The organism is Leifsonia sp. PS1209 (assembly GCF_012317045.1).
Taxonomy (GTDB): Bacteria; Actinomycetota; Actinomycetes; order Actinomycetales; family Microbacteriaceae; genus Leifsonia.
This window is the reverse complement of record NZ_CP051154.1, coordinates 2,483,774-2,505,272: the sequence shown is the minus strand read 5'-3', so window position 1 is coordinate 2,505,272 and position 21,499 is coordinate 2,483,774. Positions and strand designations below refer to the sequence as shown.

The window sequence follows — 21,499 nt, the reverse complement described above, 5'->3', positions numbered from 1 at the left end:
AGCGGATAGATGCGCGCGGTGGGTTGCGGAGCTGCCCGGGCCCGCGCAGCCCGGCGTCACACGGCTCGCGGCGTGACTAGCATTGATGGGTGACCTCTCTTTCCGATCTGCCGATTCGTGATGACCTGCGGGGGAAGACCCCGTACGGAGCGCCCCAGAAGGTCGTTCCCGTGGCGTTGAACGTGAACGAGAACACGCATCCGGTGCCCGCAGACGTCGCCGCCGACATCGTCGCCCGCATCTCCGCCGCGATCGGGAGCGTCAACCGCTACCCCGACCGGGAGTTCACCGAGCTGCGCGAGAGCTTCGCGCGGTACCTCGGGCACGGGCTCACCGCCGAGAACATCTGGGCGGCGAACGGGTCCAACGAGGTGCTGCAGCACATCCTGCAGGCGTTCGGCGGACCGGGCCGCACCCTGCTCGGGTTCTCCCCGACGTACTCCATGTACCCGCTCCTCGCATCCGGAACAGGCACCGGCTGGATCGCCGCCGCCCGCGACGACGAGTTCGAGCTCTCCGCCGAGACCGCAGCAGAGCAGATCCGGCGGGAAGACCCGGACATCGTGATCCTGTGCTCGCCGAACAACCCGACCGGCACGCCGCTGTCCCTCGCGACCATCGAGGCCGCATACGACGCCGCGCGTGGCATCGTGATCGTGGACGAGGCGTACGCCGAGTTCATGCCGGACGGCGAGCAGACGGCGCTGAGCCTGCTGCCGGGGCGTCCGCGGCTGCTGATCTCGCGCACCATGAGCAAGGCGTTCGCGTTCGCCGGTGCGCGCGTCGGGTACCTCGCCGCCGATCCTGCCGTGGTGGATGCACTCCGCCTCGTCCGCCTGCCGTACCACCTCTCCGCGCTGACCCAGGCCGCCGCCGTCGCGGCGCTCGCCCACTCCGCCGAGATGCTGGCGATGGTCGGCGAGATCCGCACCCAGCGCGACCGGCTCGTCACCGAGCTCGCCCGGCTCGGCTACCAGCCGCACCGCAGTGGAAGCAACTTCGTGCTGTTCGGCGGCGTCGCCGACCCGCATGCGACGTTCGAAGCGCTGCTCGAACGCGGGGTGCTCATCCGGGATGTCGGCATCCCGAACCACCTGCGCGTTACAGCAGGCACCGAGGAGGAGACCACCGCTTTCCTCGACGCTCTCGCGGCGCTCGGGCGTCCGGGCGCCCCGGTAAACTCGCTGGCATGACGAATCGCATCGCCACCCTGCAGCGGGAGACCAGCGAGTCCAGCATCGAGCTGAGCATCGACCTCGACGGCACGGGCGCCACGGACATCGAGACGTCCGTGCCGTTCTACGACCACCTGCTGACGGCGTTCGCGAAGCACTCGCTCACCGACCTCCGGGTCCGCGCGAGCGGCGACACCGACATCGACGTGCACCACACCGTCGAAGACATCGGCATCGTCCTCGGTCAGGCCATCAAGCAGGCGCTCGGCGACAAGCGCGGCATCTCCCGGTACGGCGACGCCCTCGTCCCGCTGGACGAGGCGCTGGTGCAGGCGGTCGTCGACATCTCCGGACGTCCGTACCTCGTGCACACCGGCGAACCTGCCGGGTTCGAGTTCCACCTCATCGGCGGTCACTTCACCGGGTCGATGGTGCGCCACGTCTTCGAGGCCATCTCGTTCAACGCCGCCATCACCACGCACATCACCGTCGTCGGAGGGCGCGACCCGCACCACATCGCGGAGGCCGAGTTCAAGGCGTTCGCCCGCGCGTTCCGCCAGGCCAAGGCGCTCGACCCGCTGATCACCGGCATCCCCTCCACCAAGGGGGCGCTGTGACGAAACCCGATGTCGTCGTCTTCGACTACGGGACGGGCAACGTCCACTCGGCTGTCAAGGCGCTCGAAGAGGCCGGTGCGAACGTCGAGCTGACGGGCAACCGCAAGCGCGCGCAAGAGGCGGACGGGCTGCTCGTTCCCGGTGTCGGTGCGTTCGCCGCCGTCATCGACGCGCTGCGCGCATCCCACGGCGACGAGGTCGTCGACAGGCGCCTCGCCGGCGGACGCCCGGTCCTCGGCATCTGCGTCGGCATGCAGGTGCTGTTCGAGCACGGCGTCGAGCACGGTCTCGAAACCGAGGGGCTCGGCGAATGGCCGGGCACCGTCGACCTGCTGAAGGCCGACGTGGTGCCGCACATGGGCTGGAACACGGTCGACGCTCCGGAGAACTCCGCGCTGTTCGACGGGCTGCACGACGAACGGTTCTACTTCGTCCACTCCTACGCCGCGCAGGACTGGACTCTGGATGTGGTCCCGCCGTTCCCGAAGCCGCGTGTCACCTGGGCCACGCACGGCCAGCCGTTCATCGCGGCCGTCGAGAACGGGCCGCTGAGTGCGACCCAGTTCCACCCGGAGAAGTCCGGACGCGCGGGCATCCAGCTGCTGCGCAACTGGATCGGCACCCTCTAAGCCGACAGGCAACACCCCGAGCCCGCGCGGACGCGCGGACCCAACCGAGGAAGATCATGAGCGAATTCAACAACACCCCCCGGCTCGTCCTGCTGCCGGCTGTCGACGTGGCCGACGGCAAAGCGGTGCGCCTGACCCAGGGCGAGGCCGGCTCGGAGACGAGTTACGGCGACCCGGTCGACGCGGCGGCGGAGTGGGCGGACCAGGGCGCGGAGTGGATCCACCTGGTCGACCTGGATGCGGCGTTCGGCCGGGGCGACAACCACGCCATCCTGAAGAAGGTCATCAAGCAGGTCCGCGGCGTGAACGTGGAACTCTCCGGCGGCATCCGCGACGACGCCTCCCTGGAGTCGGCGCTCGAGATCGGTGCGAAGCGCATCAACCTCGGCACGGCGGCGCTCGAGAACCCCGAGTGGGCGGCGAACGTGATCGGCCAGTACGGCGAGGCCATCGCGGTCGGCCTCGACGTGCGCGGCACCACCCTCGCCGCGCGCGGCTGGACCCGCGACGGCGGCGACCTGTGGCAGGTCCTCGACCGCCTCGAAGACGCGGGATGCGCCCGCTACGTCGTCACCGACGTCACCAAGGACGGCACCCTCCGCGGCCCCAACCTCGACCTGCTGCGCGAGGTGATGGACCGCACGACGCGCCCGGTGGTGGCCTCCGGCGGCATCTCCAACCTCGACGACATCGCCGCCCTGCGCGAACTGGTTCCGCGCGGACTCGAAGGCGCGATCGTCGGCAAGGCCCTCTACGCCGGCGCGTTCACGCTGCCCGAGGCGCTGGATGTCGCAGGGAACTGAGCCGGGCGACGGGTCGGGCGACGACCACGCATCCACGGGCCCGAGCGCGAAGGGCGCCGCGCGGCTGAGCGGGTTCGCGGCGCAGCTGGCGGCTGACGCCGGTCGCCTGGCGGACTCGGCGGGCCAGCCGTGGGAGGGCCGGGAGTTCGACGAAAACGCGTTCGGCGACGACGACGGCAGCGCGCCTCCCGCGCTGCTCGGCGCCCTGGCGGCGTTCCGAGCCGGCGAGGTGGGTGCGGAGGCCGTCGTGGACGCCGTGCGTGCGTCGCGGTTGCTGATCCCGCTGATGGCGCGGCTCGGCGAGAGCGACACCACCGACGACGGGCTGCTGATCGACAAGACCCAGGAACTCGCCATCGTGACCGTCGCCGGTCCGGACGGACGCACCGTGCTGCCCGTGTTCTCGTCGGTGACCGCGATGCAGACCTGGAACCGGGATGCGCGTCCCGTGCCGGCAGACGGGATGCGCGTCGCGCTCGCCGCCGCCGCGGAGGACACCGAGCTGGTCGTGCTCGACCCGACCTCGGAGACGGAGTTCGTGCTGCGGCGCCCAGCGCTGTGGGCGATCGCGCAGAGCCGCCCCTGGCTGCCGAGCGACCGCGACCCGGAGGTGTTCACGGCGTTCACCGCATCCATCGGGTCGGAGCTCGGCGTGCACGACATCGAGCTGATCGCCGGCGACCCCGGCGCCCGGCTGGCTGGGGAAGAACTGGTTGTGCGCCTCTCGCTCTCCGCCGGGCTGACCAGGGAGGAACTGGATGCGGTCCTCGGCCGGCTCGCTCAGCGCTGGGCCGCCGACGACGTGATCGCGACCCGCGTGGACTCGCTGCGCGTGCAGCTGCGCGCCGCCGACTGACGCGAGCCGCAGGAAGCGCCGCGCGGGTCCGCCCGCACGGCGCTCCGATCCACCCCGCCCCGCTCAGCGGCGCAGCATCCGCAGCCCGCCCGCGAGCGACAGCGCGCCCACCACGATCACGAACACCACCAGCACCGGCACCACCGGCCACACGATCAGCGCCACCCCCACCAGCAGCACCGGCACCGCGAGGCCGACGTACGCGATGAGGAAGATCGCCGCGAGCACCTCGCCGCGGTGATCCGGAGACGACAGCGAGGCCGCGACCGCGATGGAGGAGCGGAACAGCAGGCCGACACCCGCCCCCGCGATCACGCCGCTCGCCACGAACAGCCAGAGTCCGGCGACCAGCACCCCAACCGCGAGACCGGCGAGGCCGAGCACCACCAGCGGGATGGCCAGCACCAGCTGGGCGTGGGAGGACAGCCGGGCGAATACGATCTGCGACACCGCGGACGCGGCGAACACCGAGAACGGGACGGCGCCGGCGACGAGGCGCGAGGTCTCGTGCAGCACGCCGGAGAGCACGGTCGGCGCGAGCGAAGTGAAGAGCCCGAACACCGCGAAGCCCGCGAACGCCGCGACGGCTGCGGCGGAGAAGGTGCTCCGCGCATCCCGTGGCAGCGAGATCCGCTGGGGCCGGTATGCGGGGCGCTCCTCAGCACGCTCGACCGTCTCCGGCACCAGGGCGACCGCCACCGCGGCGACGGCGAGGATCACCAGGAACACCGCGTACGGGAGCACCAGCGGGGCGGGGAGGAACTGCGCGAACGCTCCGGCGATCAGCGGGCCGACGGCGAGTCCGCCGGTGTTCACGACGGTGGAGACGGTTCCGGCGAGGCGGGGACCTTCCTCCGGGCGGGCGGTGGAGCGCAGTTCGCTGAGGTGTGCGGTCGCGCTGGCCGTCAGCGCCCCGACGCCGACGCCGGAGATGACGCGCGCCACCAGCAGGCCGGGGATGTCGTTCCAGAACAGGAACAGCACGGCGGCGACGATTTCGAGGGCGATGGCGACGAGGATCATCCGGCGGCGTCCGGCCCAGTCGCTGATGTGGCCGATCAGGAACAGGCTCGCGAGCACGCCGATCGCGTACGCAGCGAACACGACAGTGACCACCCAGGTCGGGAACCCGTCGCGCTGCTGATAGAGCGCGTAGAGCGGGGTCGGCAGGGTGGAGAACGCCATCACCGCGAGGAACGCCGCCGCGATCACCCAGAACCCGGCGCCGTGACGAAGCCGCCACGGCCCACGAGGGGCGCCGGGTTCGCCGGAGGCGCCGGATGCGCGGGAGCTGCTGGATGCGCTGGTGGGGGAGGTCATGAGTGCCATACCGCTATCGTGCTCCCACCCGGCAATCGAGTCCAACGAATATCCCCGATGCTGGTGATCGACCACTACGATTACCCCGTGGACACCCGCCAGCTCGAATACTTCGTCGCCGTCGCCGACGAACTCAACTTCACCCGCGCCGCCGACCGGGTGTTCGCCGCCCAGTCCACCGTCTCCGCCGGCGTCCGCTCGCTGGAACGCGAGCTCGGCGGCGACCTGTTCGAGCGCGACAGGCACCGGGTGCGGTTGACGCCGCTCGGCCGCCAGGTGCTGGATGCGGCCCGCACCACCCTCGAGGCCACCGAGCGGATGCGCCTGCTCGCCGACAGCACGGGCGGCCTGCGCGGCGAGGTGCGGGTCGGGATCTTCACCAATCTCACCACCATCGACCTGCCGGGCATCATGGGCGAGTTCCACGAACGCCATCCCCTGGTCGATCTGCGGCTGGGGCCGTCGCCCAGCGGGTCCACCGGGCTGGCCAGGGATGTGCGGCTCGGCAGGATCGACGTGGCCTTCCTCGGGTTGCCCGGCCGGGTGCCCGACCTGCTCTACCGGGATCTCGCGGTGTCGCCGTTCGTTGCCGTGCTGCCGGAGGAGCATCCACTGGCCGCCGCGCAGAGCGTGTCGCTGGCCGAGCTCGCCGACGAACGCTGGGTGGATGCGCGGGAGGGGTTCGGCAACAGGGCGACGCTCGACCGCGCCCTCGACGAGCGCGGGATCGCGAGGCGGGTGTCGACCGAGCTGTCCGACCTGGGGGAGATCCCGCGGTTCGTCGCCGCGCGCCTAGGCGTGGCCGTGATGCCGGAGCTGACCGTGCTGCGGGCGGACGGGACGGTGGTGGTCCCACTCACCGAGCGCATCGACTGGGTGCTCAGCGCGGTGGCGCGCACGCGTCCGAGTGCGGCGGCCGTGGCGTTGCTCGACCTGCTGAGCGAACGGTTCGGGGCGCACTGACCCTATCCACCGCACCGCGCGTTGGCGTACTCTTTCCCCGTCTCACGCCGCATCCGGATCGGAGCAGATCATGGGCTGGACAGCACGCAACCTGACGGACACGTTCCACCTCCCGCCCGGCATCTTCGCCCCGTCGGCGTACGACTTCCCCGACGACCGGACGCGGCACGTCATCTACCTCGGCGGCACCGGCGTCTCGGACAGCACCGGCGTGCTGCACGAGCTGTACTGCGGGACGGACGACGTCTGGCACGAGAAAGACCTGCTGGCGGAGAGCGGAGGACCGCACGCGTCATCGGCCCCGCGCGCCTACCTGTTCGTGCTGGAAGGGACGCAGCACGTCCTCTATCTGGGCACGGCGGGCGACGGACGCCTGCGCGAGCTGTACCAGGACGACGGCTGGCACGCGAACGACCTCACTGCCGACTCCGGTTCGCAGCCGGCGCGGAAGGTCGCGCAGGGCTTCGAGTACGCGTCGGGGCGCGCGCAGGTGGTCGTCTTCCAGGGCATCGACAGGCACGTGCACGTGCTCACCAGGAAGTCGCGCGACGACGGTGACCCGAGCTGGGTGCACAAAGACCTCACCTCGGATCATGGCGGCCCGGTCTGCGCGCGGGCTCCCGGCGGGTACTCGTTCTCCCCGGGCGGGACCATGCACGTCGACTACCTCGGCGACGACGGCCGCCTCTACGAGTACACGGGAACCGCGAACCTCACCTGGGGCGAGCCGGTCGACATCGGCGCGGGGCTCGACGGGCCGGGCGGGTTCGCGGACGACGCGTACCGCGGCTACGGATTCGCGGCGGACGGCACGCGCCAGGTGGACGTCGTCGACACGGCGGGCGACGTGTGGGAGTACCGCTACGACGGGAGCTGGTCGGTCGAGAACCTCACCGGGCCGCTGGGCGCCGGCCCGGTGCTGGCGGGCACGAGCGTGTCCGCGTACGCGTTCGAGGCGACGGATGCGGTCCCCGTCCCCACGCAGCACGTCGTCTACGCCGGAGCGGACCACCTCATCCACGAGCTGTGGCGGGATCCGACCGGGTGGCACGAGAACCCGCTGACCGGTGCGGGGCAGCCGCCGGCCGCATCCACCCCGTCGGCGTTCGTCGACCACGCCAGCTCGACGCAGCACGTGTTCTACACGTCGCAGGCCAACGAGGTGGTCGAGCTGCGCTGGACGGACCGGCCGACCCTGTCGGAGACGGCACGCCCGCGGCACCGGCTCGACTGAGCGGACGCGCATCCACCGTCTCCTAGGCTGGAGACACCATGACCGTCTTCGCTGCCATCGTCCTGTTCGTCAACGCCGCCTTCAACGTGTTCGCGTGGCCCCGGTTCTTCGCCAGGGTCGCCAAAGACACCAGGGCACGGGATGCGGCGGGCACGCCGACGCCGTTCCTGATCGTCCACGGGGTGCTGATGGGCGTCGCGCTGCTGATCGCGCTGGTGTCGCTGGTGGCCGGGGTGCTGTTGCTGGTCGCCTGACCGGATGGCACCATGAACTCATGGCTGTGAACATCACCGGCGACCCCGAGGCTGACGCCGTCCTCGACCAGTCCGACTTCGCGCTCATCCTGGGGATGCTGCTCGACCAGCAGATCCCGATGGAGACGGCGTTCTCCGGTCCGGCGAAGCTGCAGGACAGGCTCGGCTCTCTCGACCCGGCGACCGTCGCGGCCGTCGAGCCGGAGAAGCTGGCCGAGGTGATGAAGCAGACGCCGGCGGTGCACCGGTTCCCCGGCTCGATGGCGGGGCGCGTGCAGGCGCTCGCCGCGGCGATCGTCGACGACTGGGGAGACGACACCTCCGCGATCTGGACGAAGGGCGACCCGGACGGCCCCGAGATCCTGCGCAGGCTGAAGGCACTGCCCGGCTTCGGGGAGCAGAAGGCGAAGATCTTCCTCGCGCTCCTCGGCAAGCAGCGCGGGCTGACGGCGCCCGGCTGGCGCGAGGCCGCGGGGGACTACGGAACGGAAGGCTCGTTCCGTTCGGTGGCCGACATCGTGAGCCCGGAGTCTCTGACGAAGGTGCGCGAGTTCAAGCGCGCGGCGAAGGCGGCGGCGAAGAAAGGCTGAGGCTGGCCGGGACTGTCGCGCCGGGCACTGGCGCGGAGCCCGGGATGCGGTCCACACTGGGGCGATGACCGACGAGAGCCGCGAAGGCATCCCACCCGTCGTCGCCGAGGCGATCGACGCGGCGAACGCGCACGACACCGAACGCTTCATGGACACGTTCGCCCCGACGGGCAGCGTGGACGACTGGGGCCGCGTGTTCACCGGCCGCGAGGCGATCCGCGGGTGGAGCGACGGCGAGTTCATCGGCTCGGCCGTGACGCTCGACGACCTCCAGTTCAGCGCGGTGCCGGACGGGGTCGCTGTGACGGCGCTGGTCGGCGGCGACGGCTTCAACGGACCCTCGACGTTCACCTTCCTGGTCGGCTCCGCGGGCATCGAGCGGATGACGATCACGGCCTAGGCAGGCCGCCGGGCAGTGTCGGTGGGTCCGGATAGGCTCGCAGACAGCGGCGGCCGCAGGGGCCGTCGGCGTCGCCGGAAGGAGCGGACGTGTTCCTTCTCGACGGGGTCATCGTCACGAGCGCCAGCGACCTGACCGAGGCGTCGAAGTGCGAGTTCGCCTTCCTGCGCACGCTCGACGTGAAGCTCGGCCGCATCGAGAAGACCGACGAGGTCGAAGATCCGATGTACGTGCGGTCGTCACGGCTGGGGGATGAGCACGAGCAGCACATCCTGGAGCGTTACCGCGAGCGGTTCGGCACAGGGGTGGCCGAGATCGAGCGTCCGGATCGCCTCGACGCCGACAGTCTCGCCGCCGCGGTCGCCGCGACGGCCGACGCCTTCGCCCGCTCGGCCGAAGTGGTGTTCCAGGCCACCTTCTTCGACGGCTCGTTCGTGGGGTTCGCCGACTTCATCGTCCGCCGCCCGGACGGCCGCTACCGGGTGCAGGACTCCAAGCTCGCCCGCAGCGCCAGGGTCACCGCGCTGCTGCAGCTCGCCGCATACGCCGGCCAGCTGCGGCGCATCGGGGTCGACGTGGAGGACACGGTCGAGCTGCTGCTCGGCGACGGCTCCGTCAGCGAGCACAGGGTGTCCGAAATCGAGCCCGTCTACCGCAAGCGGCGCGCCCGCCTGCTCTGGATCATCGAGCAGCACCTCGCCGAGGAGGGTCCGGTCGCCTGGGGAGACCCGCGCTTCACCGTCTGCGGGCGCTGCGACACCTGCGACGCCGAGATCCAGGCCACCAGGGACGTGCTGCTGGTCGCCGGGATGCGCGTCACCCAGCGGGCGAGGCTGTTCGAGGCCGGGGTGTTCACGATCGACCAGCTCGCAGCATCCACCGGCCAGATCGACGGGGTGCCGGAGGGAACGCTCGACGGTCTGCGCGAGCAGGCGCGCCTGCAACGGGATGCCGTCGAGGGCGAGCCGCCGCCGATCCGGGTCTTCAACGCGCCGGTCCTCGCCGTGCTTCCGCATCCGGATGCGGGCGACATCTTCTTCGACTTCGAGGGCGACCCGCTCTACACCGAGGGCGCTGGGGAGCGCTGGAACCTCGACTACCTGTTCGGGCTGGTGGACGAGAACGCCGAATTCACGGCGTTCTGGGCGCACGACTTCGCCGCGGAGCGGGTGGCGCTCGAGGCGTTCCTCGCGTTCGTGCGCGAGCGGAGGCAGCGCTACCCGAACCTGCACATCTACCACTACGCCGCATACGAGCAGACGCACCTGCTCGCCCTCGCCGCCCGGCACGGCGTCGGCGAGGAGGAGGTCGACGCCCTGCTCCGCGACAACGTGATGGTGGACCTCTACCCTCTGGTGCGCAAGGCGGTGCGGGTCGGTTCCCGCTCCTACTCGATCAAGAAGCTGGAACCGCTCTACATGGGCGACGAGCTGCGCGAGAGCGACGTGACGAACGGCGCGGACTCGATCACCCAGTACGCCAACGCGCGCGACCTCATCGCGGTCGGCCGCGAAGACGAGGCGCAGCCCATCCTGGATGCGATCGGCGACTACAACAGGTACGACTGCGTGTCGACGCTGCGGCTCCGCGACTGGTTGATCGCGCGGGCGCAGGAGAACGGCGTCCCGATCGGCCAGGCGCCGGTCGACGATCTCGAGATCGCTCCCGAGGAGTCCCCGCTGCGTGCCGGGCTGCTCGCCTACGCCGGCGATCCGCTCGACCCGCACCGCACGCCGGACAGGGAGGCGATGGCGCTGGCGGCAGCGGCGATCGACTTCCACCGCAGGGAGCAGAAGAGCTTCTGGCAGTCCCACTTCTCCCGGCTCATCCAGCCGGTGGAGGAGTGGGCGGACAACCGGGATGTGCTGGTGGTCGAGTCCGCACAGGTGCTGCGCGACTGGTACCAGGACGACGGCCAGCGCGTCGAACGCCGGGAGCTGCTGCTGAGCGGGCGGTGGGGGCCGGGGAGCGCCATCCGGGTCAGCGAGCGCACCGGGCCGTTCCTGCTCTACGAATACCCCGGACCGTTCCGCCAGCCGCGCTCCCAGCCGGGCGCGCGGGCGGTGCGGTCTGTCGCCGTGATCGCGGCGACGGATGACGGCGCGGTGGTGGTGCGGGAGACCCTGCCGAAAGACGTGCTGCCCTACGACGACCTGCCGAGCGCGCTGACGCCCGCCGGGCCTCCGGATGCGCGCCGCCTGGCCGAGGCGATCCGCGAGTGGGGAAGCGACCTACTGGAGGCGCGGCGCGCGGGGGATGCTGGCGCCACCGCCGAGTCGCAGCGCGCTGGGAACGCTGCTGGCGCATCCCGCGCTGACGGGTGGCCGCGCAACGCGATGGTCGACGTGCTGCGGCGTACGCCACCGCGCACCCGCTCCGGACGCCTCGCCCCCGAAGGGCCGGACGACGGCAGCGGGCGCATCGACGCCGTCATCGCGAGCCTTCTCGACCTCGACCGCTCCTACCTCGCCGTGCAGGGGCCTCCCGGCACCGGCAAGTCGTATCTCGGGGCGCACGTGATCGCCGGCCTCGTCCAGCGGCACGGCTGGCGCATCGGCGTCGTGGCGCAGTCGCACGCCGTCGTCGAGAACCTGCTCGACCGCGTCGTCGCGGCCGGGCTGGATGCGCGGCTCGTCGGCAAGGTCCCCGGCGGCGACAGCGACAGGGAAGCGCACGCCTTCACCCCGCTGGAGCACGACGGCCAGCTGCTGTTCGCCCTCGACAACGAGGCGACGGGCTACGTGGTCGGCGGCACGGCGTGGGACTTCGCGAACGCCGCGCGCATCCCGCGCGACAGCCTCGACCTGCTGGTGGTCGACGAGGCAGGCCAGTTCTCGCTCGCCTCCACCATCGGTGCGGGGGTGTCCGCGGCCAACCTGTTGCTGCTCGGAGACCCGCAGCAGCTTCCGCAGGTCAGCCAGGGCCAGCATCCGGAACCCATCGACGGCTCCGCCCTCGGCTGGGTGAGCGACGGGCACGACGTGCTGCCGCCCGAGTTCGGGTACTTCCTCGCCGAGAGCAGGCGGATGCATCCCGAGCTGGCGGCCGCGGTGTCCCGGCTGTCGTACGAGGGCAAGCTGCACGCGCATCCGGAGGCGGCGCGCCGGTCGCTCGACGGGGTGACGTCCGGGCTGCATCCTGTCCCGGTGGAGCACGTCGGCAACTCGACGGAATCGCCGGAGGAGGCGGCCGTGGTGGTCGCCATCGTGCAGGACGTGCTCGGGCGCGCGTGGACAGACCCGAGCGCAGGCCGGGAACGGGACGCGCTCGGCGAGGAGGACGTGATCGTCGTCACGCCGTACAACGCGCAGCTCGCCGCGGTGCGTGCGGCCCTCGACGATGCGGGGCTGGAGCGAGTGCGGGTCGGGACGGTGGACAAGTTCCAGGGCCAGGAGGCCGCCATCGCCATCGTCAGCCTCGCTGCGTCGTCGTCGGCGGACGTGCCGCGCGGGATGTCGTTCCTGCTCATGAAGAACCGGCTCAACGTGGCCGTGTCCCGCGCGAAATGGGCGGCGTACCTCGTCCACTCGCCCGAGCTGACCGAATACCTGCCGCACACACCAACCGGCCTCACCGAGCTGAGCGCGTTCATCCGGCTGGTCGAGCAGGACGCGTGAGCCGGTGGGCGGCGCGGGATCGGCCCGGACCGCTGTGCGGGCGCGGTGCTACGCTCGTGGCGTGTCACCGGAGGAGATCGAGACGCTCGTGCACCTGCGCAGGGCGCGCGACCTGATCGACCGCGAGTATGCGCGGCCGCTCGACGTGCCCACGATCGCCAGCAAGGCGCTCATGTCTCCCGCGCACTTCTCCCGCCGGTTCCGGGCTGCGTACGGCGAGACCCCGTACAGCTACCTGATGACCCGCCGCATCGAGCGCGCGATGGCGCTGCTCCGGTCCGGGATGAGCGTGACCGACGCCTGCATGACCGTCGGCTGTACGTCGCTCGGGTCGTTCAGCTCCAAATTCAGCGAGATCGTCGGGATGTCGCCCACCGCGTACCGCGCCCGCGAGCATCAGGCCGTCGAGGCGATGCCGTCGTGCGTGGCGAAGCAGCGCACCCGCCCCGTGAAGTCCGCCTCCGCCTGAGCCGCATCTCGCCTCATCGAGCAGGTTTGGAGAAGCGTCCGCGCGCCGGGATTTCTACAGTGGACCCATGACCGTTTCACTGCAGTACTACCAGATCACCGTCAGCGACCCCGAAGAGTCGCTCAGCTTCTACCGGGACGCCCTCGGGCTCGATGTCGTGCGCGACGTCGAGTCGGGCGGCCACCACTGGATCACCCTCGGCAGCGCCGACCAGCCGGGGTTGGAGATCGTGCTCTCCGACCCGTACGGCGGCCGGTCGAAAGCCGACGGCGACACCATCCTCGAACTGATCACCAAGGGCGTCCTGCAGAACATCGTGTTCCGCACCGACGACATCGACGGCGTGTTCGAGCGGGTCCGCGCATCCGGGGCCGAGGTGTTGCAGGAGCCCATCGACCAGCCGTGGGGTCCGCGGGACTGCGCGTTCCGCGACCCGTCCGGCAACATGGTGCGCATCCAGGCCGCCATGCAGCCGCAGAACGCCTGACCGGAAACGAGAAGCCAGTAACTGTGCGGAATCCGTGCGATTTCGCGACAGCTACTGGCTTTTCGCTGCCTCGGCCGGGTCGGCGGGGCCAGCAGCGCCGGCTGCACCGCCGGCCGCACCGCCGGCCGTAAGCGACGCGAGCAGCGCCGCCGGAGTCTCCGGGTCGGCGAGCGTCACCGCGAAATACTTATCCGCCGTCGTTCCGACCACGAGCGCCGGTCCGCGGCGCAGCACGATCGCCGAGCGCCCGGGCATCACCCGGTAGCCCCAGCCGCCCCACTGCGCGGGCCGCAGGTCGTCCTCGGCCGACACCGTCGCCACGCGCGACAGCGGGATGCTCTTCACGCGCATCCCGAACAGCAGCGGCAGCGTCACCCGCAGGCCGCGCCCGTCGACCGACACCCGGATGCGCGTGAAACCGCACAGCAGCACCACGCAGACCACCATGACCACCGTGCTGAACGCGGCCCCGGCGACGCGGGCGCCCTGGTCCTCGCCCGGACCGGCGTCGACCAGCAGCAGCGGGAGCACGCACACCACCCCGACGAGCACCAGGGCAGCGGCCGCCCACCCGAAAAGTTTCGCCGTCACCGTCTGGGACCAGGAATCTGACATTCCACCAGCCTATCCCACGCGGGCTGTCACATTTCGGAACACGGTTTGGGCATCCGGCGCACAGCAGGCAGGCTCGAATAGCCGCCAACCGTTCGCCGGCACACCCCCACCCCTTCACAAGAGAGGCACAGCCATGTCCGAGGCCACCCCGCCCACCCCATCCCTGCCGGAGAAGCCGAAGTCGAAGACCGGCTGGATCGTCGGCATCGGGATCGCTGTTGTCGCGATCGTCGTGGCCGTGGTGCTCGTCGTCGTGAACCTGTCGGCTCCGGCATCGAGCGGCGCGGAGAAGCGGGTGAGCGTGAAGATCGGCACCACCGAGCAGTCGGCCCCCTACTGGCCGATCCTGAAGAAGGCGGCGGCGAAGGAGGGCATCGACATCACGGTCGTCGGCTTCCGCGACTACACGCAGGCCAACCCGGCGCTCGCGGACAAGCAGATCGACCTGAACCTGTTCCAGCACCTGCAGTTCCTCGCGAACTACAACGTGAACGCCAACCAGCACCTGGTGCCGGTCGCCTCGACCCTCGTCGTGCCGCTTCCGCTGTACTCGAAGAAGTACACGAAGTTGGACGAGATCCCGCAGGGCGCGAAGATCGCCATTCCGAACGACGCGACCAACCAAGCCCGCGCGCTTCTCGTGCTGCAGGAGGCCGGGCTGCTGAAGCTGAAGGACGGCGGCAGCACCCTGGCGACCCCCGCCGACATCGTCGCGTCCGACTCGAAGGTCTCCGTCATCCCCGTGGATGCGGCGCAGACCGCCCCCGCGCTCGACTCCGCCGACGGCGCGATCGTCAACAACAACTTCGCGCTCACCGCGGGCATCGACCCCACGACCGCGCTGTTCCAGGACGACCCCAAGAGCGACGCCGCCGAGCCGTACATCAACGCGTTCGTCGCCCGCGAGGCCGACAAGAACAACAAGACGTACCTGAAGATCGCCGAGCTCTACCACACCACGGCGGTCACCGACGCGGTGCTGGCCGAGTCGAAGAACACCGCGGTGATTGTCGACCGTCCGCAGTCCGACCTCCTCTCGATCCTCGACAAGCTCGAGACCACCATCAAGGCGGCGAAGTAGCGCGGATGAGCCCCATCATCGAGTTCCGCGACGTCTCGAAGGCGTTCCGCTCCGGCGACACGACCATCACGGCGGTCGACGGTGTCAGCCTCGCGATCGAGCGCGGTGAGATCTTCGGCATCATCGGATACTCGGGGGCGGGCAAGAGCACGCTGGTGCGCCTCATCAACGCGCTCGAGCGGGCGACGTCCGGCAGCATCCTGATCGACGGCCAGGACATCACGCAGCTTCCCGAACCGAAGCTGCGTGCTGTCCGGGCCCGGATCGGGATGATCTTCCAGCAGTTCAACCTGTTCCGGTCGCGCACGGTGTTCGGCAATGTCGCGTACCCGCTCAAGGTGGCCGGCTGGCCGAAGGAGAAGCGCAAACAGCGTGTCGCGGAGTTGCTGGCGTTCGTCGGACTCACCGACAAGGCGTGGGTCTACCCCGACCAGCTCTCCGGCGGCCAGAAGCAGCGCGTCGGCATCGCCCGCGCGCTCGCGACCAACCCGGCGATCCTGCTCGCCGACGAGTCCACGTCGGCGCTCGACCCGGAGACGACGGCCGACGTGCTGCGGCTGCTCAAGCGCGTCAACGACGAGTTGGGCGTCACCATCGTGGTCATCACGCACGAGATGGAGGTGGTCCGCTCGATCGCCGACCGCGTCGCCGTGCTCGACTCCGGCCGGGTGATCGAGACCGGCAGCGTGTTCGAGGTGTTCTCGGCCCCGCAGACTGGCACGGCGCAGCGCTTCGTCGGGACGGTCCTCAAGAACCGGCCGGACGAGACCGAGGTCGAGCGTCTGCGCGGCAAGCACGCCGGACGCATCGTCTCCGCGCGCATCCACGACGACGGGCGGCTGGGGGCCGTGCTGTCGGATGCGGTCGGCAGGCACAACGTGCGGTTCGAGATCGTCTACGGCGGCATCTCCGCGCTGCAGGGCCGCTCGTTCGGCAGCCTCACCCTGGAACTGATCGGCGACGACGCCGGGGTGGATGCGCTGATCGCCGACCTCCGCCAGGTCACCGAGGTGGAGGAGGTGGCGGCATGAACGACTGGGACACCCTGTGGCCGGTCTTCGTCCAGTCCATCGGGCAGACGCTCTGGATGGTCGTGGCGACGCTCGTCCTCGGCGGCATCCTGGGCCTCGCGCTCGGCGTGCTGCTCTACACGACCAGGCGCGGCGGGCTGCTGGAGAACCGGGTGCTCTCCGCGGTGCTGAACGTGGTGGTCAACTTCATCCGGCCCATCCCGTTCATCATCTTCATGACGGCGGTCGCGCCGCTGACGCAGCTGGTGCTCGGGACGTTCCTCGGCACCCCGGCGGCCATCTTCCCGATGACGATCGCGGCGACGTTCGGCATCTCCCGCATCGTCGAGCAGAACCTGGTGACGATCGACCCCGGCGTGATCGAGGCGGCACGCGCGATGGGTTCGAGCCCGTGGCGGATCATCACGACGCTGCTGATCCCCGAAGCGCTCGGCCCGCTCATCCTGGGATACACGTTCGTGTTCGTGGCGATCGTGGACCTGTCGGCCATCGCGGGCAGCATCGGCGGCGGCGGACTCGGAGACTTCGCGATCTCGTACGGATACCAGCGGTACAACTGGGCGGTGACGTGGATCGCGGTGATCACGATCGTGGTGCTGGTGCAGGCGGCGCAGTTCCTCGGGAACTGGCTGGCGCGGAAGGCGCTGCGGCGGTGAGTGCTGCGGCGCTGGGGGTGCGGCGGTGAGGCGCGGTCAGCCGACGTAGCGGCCGACGGGGCGCAGGCGTAGCGGCGGCTGCTCGTACTCGTCCAGGGCGTGCACGACCCAGCCGATGGCGCGGGCGGTCGCGAAGACCACCTCGCCCGCGTCGTCTGCCATCCCGGATGCGATGGCCAGCGCGGCGATGGCCAGGTCGATGTTGGGGCGCAGCCCGGTGCGGCGGTGGACGATGGCGGCGACCTGGTTGACGGCTGCGGTGGCGACTGCGGCTGCGGTGGCATTTGCGGCTGCGGAGGTGTCCCCGAGCATCCCGAGCAGGATGCGCGCCCGCGGGTCGCCCTGCGGGTAGAGGACGTGGCCGAACCCGGGGACGGGACCGCGCCCGGCGACCACCGTGTCGGCGACAACGCGCTCGGCCGGTTCTCCGGCGACGACGCGGGCGAGCATCCGGTGGGCGGCGCGGCTGGCGTTGCCGTGCAGGGGCGAGTCGAGGGCGCCGAGCCCGGCGGTGACGACCGCATACGGGTTGGCGCGCGCCGACGCCGCGGCCCGGGCGGCGAGGGTGGAGACGGCGAGATCGTGGTCGAGGAGGAGCACGAGCGCGGCGTTCAGTGCGGCGAGCGACGTCGGCGGTACGTCGGTCATGGCGGCCCAGAGGCGCGCGGCCAGGGATGCGGCGGCGGGGTCCAGCGCGCCGCGGGCGGGCAGCGCATCCACCATCCCGGCCACCAGTCCCTCTGCCGCCCCGACCACCGTGGCGCGGTCGAGCGAGTATCGCAGCGGGTCGGCGGCGGCCAGCGCGGTCACCGCCACCTGTTGCCGGTCGCGTGTGGTCGCCGAGTCCGGCAGGGCGTCGCCCACCCGGCGGGCGGCGGTCAGCCCGGCGGCGGCAGGGAATCGCGCGCCCGCATCCCACTCTCCGGTCAGCGCCCAGTGCGCGACGGTCTCGAACCGTTCGCCGAAGAGCGTGCCGACGTTCCTGCCGCGGTAGAACAGTTCGCCGTCCTCGATCAGCGCGAACGAGGTGTCCACCACCATGAGAGGGCGTCCGTCCGAGTGCCCGTGCGGACCGGCGACCGGCCGCCGCCTCCTGTCGGCCGCAAACCGTTCGACGTCGAGCGGGTCGAAGGTCGACCCGTCCGGGGTCCGGATGCGGTCGAGCCGGCCGCGCGCCACGTACGCGTACAGGGTCTCGAGCTTCACGCCGAGCCGCTCGGCGGTCTGCTCCGCCGTGAGCCGGGGGAGCGCAGGGCCGAGCGTGCCGTCGTCGCCGAGTGCACCGACGCTCTGGTGCGCCCCACCATCCTCGCGTTCCACGTCAGACGCCTCCTGCATGGCACTCCCCACATTGATCCAATCAACGTTGACGCACCGAGAATCCATGCGCATGCTCATACTATGCAGAACGCACGGATGGACGACACCCTCATCGACGTTCCCCGCGGCCTCACGAACGTGGTCGCCGCGGAGACCGCCCTCGGCGATGTGCGCGGGCACGAAGGCTTCTATCACTACCGCCAGTACTCCGCGGTCGAGCTGGCCGCCGAGCGCAGCTTCGAGGAGGCCTGGCACCTGCTGCTGTTCGGCACGCTCCCGGATGCCGCAGACCTCGCCGCCTTCCGCGCTCGCATCGCCGCCGCCCGCACCATCCCCGACGAGGTCGCGGAACTGCTCCCCGCCATCGCGCGACTCACCACCGGGACCCCGGACGCCCTCGCCGGCGTCCGCATGGCGCTCGCCGCCGTGGCAGCGGCCGACCGCATCCGGCCCCTGTACGACGAGGACGCCGACGCCCGCATCGCCGACGCGATCCGCGTCAGTGCCATCACGCCCGTGCTGCTCGCCGCCCTGCACGCGCTCGCGTCCGGCCGCACCCCGCTGCCCAGCCGCGACGATCTGGGGCACGTCGCCAACTACCTCTACCTCGTCACCGGACGGGTCCCGGATGCGCGGAGCGAGCACGCGGTGAGCGCGTACATGACCGCGGCGATCGACCACGGCTTCAACGCATCGACGTTCACCGCGCGCGTCATCGCCTCCACGGGCGCCGACCTCGCTGCCGCCGTGACGGGCGCGATGGGCTCGCTGTCCGGACCCCTCCACGGCGGCGCGCCGAGCAGGGCGCTCGACACCCTCGACGAGATCGCCACCCCCGACCGCATCGACGACTGGGTGACCAGCGCCGTCGAGTCCGGTGGGCGCATCATGGGGTTCGGGCACGCCGTCTACCGCACGGAGGATCCACGTTCCCGGATGCTGCGCGGCATCGCCGAGGGATTCGGCGGGCAGAGGGTGGCGTTCGCCGTGCAGGTGGAGCGCAGGGTGCAGGAGCTGCTGGACGAGCTGAAGCCGGGCAGGGAGCTGCACACCAATGTCGAGTTCTACGCGGCCGTGGTGATGGAGGCATGCGGCATCCCGCGCAGCATGTTCACGCCCACGTTCGCGTCGGCCCGCGTGGTCGGCTGGACGGCGCACATCCTGGAGCAGACGGCCGAGGGCAAGATCGTGCGGCCGTCGTCCCGGTACGTCGGGCCGCCGGCGCCCGCGCCGCTGCCAGCGCAATCCGCGGCTTGAGCGTAGACCCAGGAAGGACCATCCTGGTACCAAGGCGGTGGTCGGGATGCGCGGAGCGGTCAGGCAGGTCGAGTGGGTCGGCGACGACGACCCCGAGCGGGTGGAGGCGGCCACGATCACGCTCGCGGCCGACCGGCTGGATGCGCTGGGCACGTCGCGCAGCACCGACTACGTCACCAGCTGGTCGCTGGAGACAGGGCCGGACTGGGTCACCAGCAGGCTCGATGTCGCCGTGTTCGGCCGCGGGTTCACCCGCCGTCTGGCGCTCGCCCGGGATGCGCACGGCCGCTGGACCAGCGAGGCGACCCAGGAGGGCGTCGGCGTCTACCACGACGAGGAGCTGGCCGATCCCGGCATCGACGCCCGGGATGCGGCGGACGGCGCATTCGACGGAGCGCTGGACTGCGACCTCGCGCTCTGCCCGGTGACGAACACCATGCCGATCCTGCGGCTCGGCGCCAACCGGCACGAGGTCGCAGAGACCAGGTTCGTGATGGCGTGGGTCGCGCTGCCGTCGCTCGCGGTGAGCCGCAGCGAGCAGCTGTACAGCGCTACCCCGTACGACGAGGAGGCCGGCCACGCCGTCGTCCGCTACAGCAGTGAGAGCCGCGACTTCACCGCCGACCTCACGGTCGACCCGGACGGCATCGTCATCGACTACCCCCAGCTCGCCCGGCGTATCCGGACCCGCGCCCGCCCGTAGCGCACAGCAGAGTGCGCAGCGCACCCCTACGGCGTCGGCGCCAGCGCGTCATACCGCCGGAACGCGCCCTGCACCCGCACCACCGTCGCCACAAGCACCATGATCACCAGCCCGCCGAGGAGGGGCGGGAACCACAGCGCGCCGGTGAGGGCGAGCAGTCCGATGTACAGGTCGCCGAGGCGCGGGCCGCCGGTGACGACCACCGTGAACACGCCCTGCAGTCTGCCGCGCATCGCATCCGGTGCCGAGGCCTGCAGGATGGTCATGCGGAAGATCGAGCTGATGTTGTCGGCCGCGCCCGACCCGGCGAGCAACAGGGCGGCGAGGATCAGCGCCGGGAGGTTCGCGTCGGCGAAGTTCTGGTCGCTGCCGCCGAGCCCGGCGAACGCGATCACCGCCAGCACGATCCCGAAGCCCAGGATGCACGCTCCGTAGACGATGATCGCGCGCGCGACGGCCCTGCCCTGCCAGCGCACATGTCCGAGCCGTCCGGAGAACACGCTCGAGAGGAGGGTGCCGACGGCGCCCGCCGCGGTCAGGATGCCGACCGTGACAGGGCCACCGCCGATCAGCAGGGCGCCGACGGCGGGGAAGAGGGCGCGCGGCTGGCCGAAGGTCATCGCGATCAGGTCGAGCACGAACGTCATCGACAGGTTCGGCGCCGTCTTCAGGAAGCGCAGGCCGTCGAGCACGCCCGCGATGCCCGCGCGCTGCTGCTCGCCCTCCGGGACGATCTTCGGCAGGGTGAAGATGCCGAGGAACGCCGCCGTGAAGAGAACCACGTCGACCGTGTACGTCCAGCTGATGCCGACGCTCGCGACGAGGAGCCCGGCGAGGGCCGGGCCGATCGTGACCTGCACGCCGAAGCCGATGCCGCCGAGGGCGCTCGCCGCGGGGAGCAGCCTGGCGGGGAGGAGGCGCGGAGTGATGGCCTGCCTGGTGCCGCCGATGACCACCGTGGCGACGGCGTTGATGGTGGTGAGGACGTACAGCGGCCACACCACCTGGATGTCCAGCCAGGCGAACGCGGCGATGCCGGCCGTCGACACCCAGGCGACGATGGCGGTGACCAGTGCGACGAGGCGGCGGTCGAACGCGTCGGCGAGCACGCCGCCGTAGAGTCCGAACACGACCATCGGCAGCAGGGCGAACAGCGCGACCAGCGAGACGGCGAGCGTCGACTGGGTGAGGTCGTAGATGTGCAGGCCGACGGCGACGATGGTCATCTGGCCGCCGATGCCGGCGATCGAGCCGCCCACCCAGAGCCGGGCGAAGGCGGGGGACTCTTTCAGCGGCGAGAGGTCGACGAAGTGACGGCGGCGCGCGAGCGTCGTGCCGTCAAGCTCGGTCGGCCGTCCGGGTCCGGACGTGCGGGGAGCTGGGTGGTCCGCTTCGGAGCGGCCGGTGCGGGGGCCTGAAGGC

General features: G+C 71.0%; 22 protein-coding genes. 18 read left to right on the top strand and 4 right to left on the bottom strand.

Translation table 11 applies throughout. From position 1 onward, the window contains the following. Positions 1 to 89 precede the first annotated feature (89 nt). From HF024_RS11955 to HF024_RS11935, 5 genes are read left to right on the top strand one after another with little or no spacing between them, the layout of a single operon-like run. Positions 90 to 1,193 carry a histidinol-phosphate transaminase gene (locus HF024_RS11955; RefSeq protein ID WP_168689684.1) on the top strand — a complete coding sequence of 368 codons (1,104 nt, stop codon included), beginning with the start codon at positions 90 to 92 and terminating at the stop codon, positions 1,191 to 1,193. Further along, positions 1,190 to 1,792: an imidazoleglycerol-phosphate dehydratase HisB gene (gene hisB / locus HF024_RS11950; protein WP_085370384.1), complete on the top strand. Its 603-nt coding sequence runs from the start codon at positions 1,190 to 1,192 to the stop codon at positions 1,790 to 1,792. Before HF024_RS11955 ends, hisB begins: the two co-directional genes overlap by 4 nt. Next, a complete protein-coding gene (gene hisH, locus HF024_RS11945; RefSeq protein ID WP_085370383.1) occupies positions 1,789 to 2,421 on the top strand; it encodes an imidazole glycerol phosphate synthase subunit HisH in 633 nt (210 codons plus the stop codon). The genes hisB and hisH overlap by 4 nt, the downstream gene beginning before the upstream one ends. A gap of 56 nt (positions 2,422 to 2,477) precedes the next feature. Continuing rightward, positions 2,478 to 3,224 carry a bifunctional 1-(5-phosphoribosyl)-5-((5-phosphoribosylamino)methylideneamino)imidazole-4-carboxamide isomerase/phosphoribosylanthranilate isomerase PriA gene (gene priA / locus HF024_RS11940; protein WP_168689683.1) on the top strand — a complete coding sequence of 249 codons (747 nt, stop codon included), beginning with the start codon at positions 2,478 to 2,480 and terminating at the stop codon, positions 3,222 to 3,224. Further along, positions 3,208 to 4,080 (top strand): SseB family protein, encoded by an 873-nt coding sequence (locus HF024_RS11935; protein WP_168689682.1) that lies wholly within the window; start codon positions 3,208 to 3,210, stop codon positions 4,078 to 4,080. Before priA ends, HF024_RS11935 begins: the two co-directional genes overlap by 17 nt. 63 nt (positions 4,081 to 4,143) lie before the next feature. On the opposite strand, the gene HF024_RS11930 is transcribed toward HF024_RS11935, so the two are convergent. Beyond that, complete coding sequence (locus HF024_RS11930; RefSeq protein ID WP_168689681.1) at positions 4,144 to 5,409, bottom strand: MFS transporter; 1,266 nt, start codon at positions 5,407 to 5,409, stop codon at positions 4,144 to 4,146. A gap of 78 nt (positions 5,410 to 5,487) precedes the next feature. Between HF024_RS11930 and HF024_RS11925 the strand changes: the two genes are divergently transcribed. From HF024_RS11925 to HF024_RS11890, 8 genes are all read left to right on the top strand, one after another. After that, positions 5,488 to 6,363, top strand: coding sequence for a LysR family transcriptional regulator (locus tag HF024_RS11925; protein WP_168689680.1), 876 nt, complete (start codon positions 5,488 to 5,490; stop codon positions 6,361 to 6,363). 70 nt (positions 6,364 to 6,433) lie between these two features. Further along, positions 6,434 to 7,597: a hypothetical protein gene (locus tag HF024_RS11920; RefSeq protein ID WP_168689679.1), complete on the top strand. Its 1,164-nt coding sequence runs from the start codon at positions 6,434 to 6,436 to the stop codon at positions 7,595 to 7,597. A 38-nt stretch (positions 7,598 to 7,635) separates the two neighbouring features. Continuing rightward, positions 7,636 to 7,851 carry a hypothetical protein gene (locus HF024_RS11915; protein ID WP_085368085.1) on the top strand — a complete coding sequence of 72 codons (216 nt, stop codon included), beginning with the start codon at positions 7,636 to 7,638 and terminating at the stop codon, positions 7,849 to 7,851. Positions 7,852 to 7,871: 20 nt separating this feature from the next. Further along, positions 7,872 to 8,441: an HhH-GPD-type base excision DNA repair protein gene (locus HF024_RS11910; protein WP_168689678.1), complete on the top strand. Its 570-nt coding sequence runs from the start codon at positions 7,872 to 7,874 to the stop codon at positions 8,439 to 8,441. A 64-nt stretch (positions 8,442 to 8,505) separates the two neighbouring features. Further along, complete coding sequence (locus HF024_RS11905) at positions 8,506 to 8,841, top strand: nuclear transport factor 2 family protein (RefSeq protein ID WP_168689677.1); 336 nt, start codon at positions 8,506 to 8,508, stop codon at positions 8,839 to 8,841. Positions 8,842 to 8,930: 89 nt separating this feature from the next. Continuing rightward, complete coding sequence (locus tag HF024_RS11900; protein ID WP_168689676.1) at positions 8,931 to 12,458, top strand: bifunctional RecB family nuclease/DEAD/DEAH box helicase; 3,528 nt, start codon at positions 8,931 to 8,933, stop codon at positions 12,456 to 12,458. Positions 12,459 to 12,519: 61 nt separating this feature from the next. Then, on the top strand, positions 12,520 to 12,927 hold the full coding sequence (locus HF024_RS11895; RefSeq protein WP_085368077.1) for a helix-turn-helix transcriptional regulator: 408 nt from the start codon (positions 12,520 to 12,522) through the stop codon (positions 12,925 to 12,927). A gap of 67 nt (positions 12,928 to 12,994) precedes the next feature. Then, entirely contained in the window at positions 12,995 to 13,414 is a 420-nt protein-coding gene (locus tag HF024_RS11890; protein ID WP_085368075.1) for a VOC family protein, read from the top strand. A gap of 51 nt (positions 13,415 to 13,465) precedes the next feature. Here HF024_RS11890 and HF024_RS11885 read toward each other — a convergent pair whose 3' ends face one another. Next, a complete protein-coding gene (locus HF024_RS11885; RefSeq protein ID WP_168689675.1) occupies positions 13,466 to 14,029 on the bottom strand; it encodes a hypothetical protein in 564 nt (187 codons plus the stop codon). A gap of 133 nt (positions 14,030 to 14,162) precedes the next feature. Between HF024_RS11885 and HF024_RS11880 the strand changes: the two genes are divergently transcribed. The 3 genes from HF024_RS11880 to HF024_RS11870 are packed head-to-tail and all read left to right on the top strand — an operon-like array spanning position 14,163 to position 16,797. Then, a complete protein-coding gene (locus HF024_RS11880; RefSeq protein ID WP_168689674.1) occupies positions 14,163 to 15,110 on the top strand; it encodes a MetQ/NlpA family ABC transporter substrate-binding protein in 948 nt (315 codons plus the stop codon). Between the two features lie 5 nt (positions 15,111 to 15,115). Further along, positions 15,116 to 16,141, top strand: a complete 1,026-nt coding sequence (locus HF024_RS11875; RefSeq protein ID WP_168689673.1) for a methionine ABC transporter ATP-binding protein — start codon at positions 15,116 to 15,118, stop codon at positions 16,139 to 16,141. Next, the gene (locus HF024_RS11870) at positions 16,138 to 16,797 is read left to right on the top strand and encodes a methionine ABC transporter permease (RefSeq protein ID WP_085368068.1); all 660 of its coding nucleotides are present in this window, start codon (positions 16,138 to 16,140) and stop codon (positions 16,795 to 16,797) included. The genes HF024_RS11875 and HF024_RS11870 overlap by 4 nt, the downstream gene beginning before the upstream one ends. A gap of 36 nt (positions 16,798 to 16,833) precedes the next feature. On the opposite strand, the gene HF024_RS11865 is transcribed toward HF024_RS11870, so the two are convergent. Then, on the bottom strand, positions 16,834 to 18,117 hold the full coding sequence (locus tag HF024_RS11865; RefSeq protein ID WP_247597095.1) for a citrate synthase: 1,284 nt from the start codon (positions 18,115 to 18,117) through the stop codon (positions 16,834 to 16,836). An 81-nt stretch (positions 18,118 to 18,198) separates the two neighbouring features. Between HF024_RS11865 and HF024_RS11860 the strand changes: the two genes are divergently transcribed. Both HF024_RS11860 and HF024_RS11855 read left to right on the top strand, forming a co-directional pair. Next, positions 18,199 to 19,374 (top strand): citrate/2-methylcitrate synthase, encoded by a 1,176-nt coding sequence (locus HF024_RS11860; RefSeq protein ID WP_247597094.1) that lies wholly within the window; start codon positions 18,199 to 18,201, stop codon positions 19,372 to 19,374. A 46-nt stretch (positions 19,375 to 19,420) separates the two neighbouring features. Next, complete coding sequence (locus HF024_RS11855; RefSeq protein WP_168689671.1) at positions 19,421 to 20,077, top strand: putative glycolipid-binding domain-containing protein; 657 nt, start codon at positions 19,421 to 19,423, stop codon at positions 20,075 to 20,077. Positions 20,078 to 20,103: 26 nt separating this feature from the next. On the opposite strand, the gene HF024_RS11850 is transcribed toward HF024_RS11855, so the two are convergent. Continuing rightward, on the bottom strand, positions 20,104 to 21,369 hold the full coding sequence (locus HF024_RS11850) for an MFS transporter (protein ID WP_168690881.1): 1,266 nt from the start codon (positions 21,367 to 21,369) through the stop codon (positions 20,104 to 20,106). Between the last annotated feature and the right edge of the window lie 130 nt (positions 21,370 to 21,499).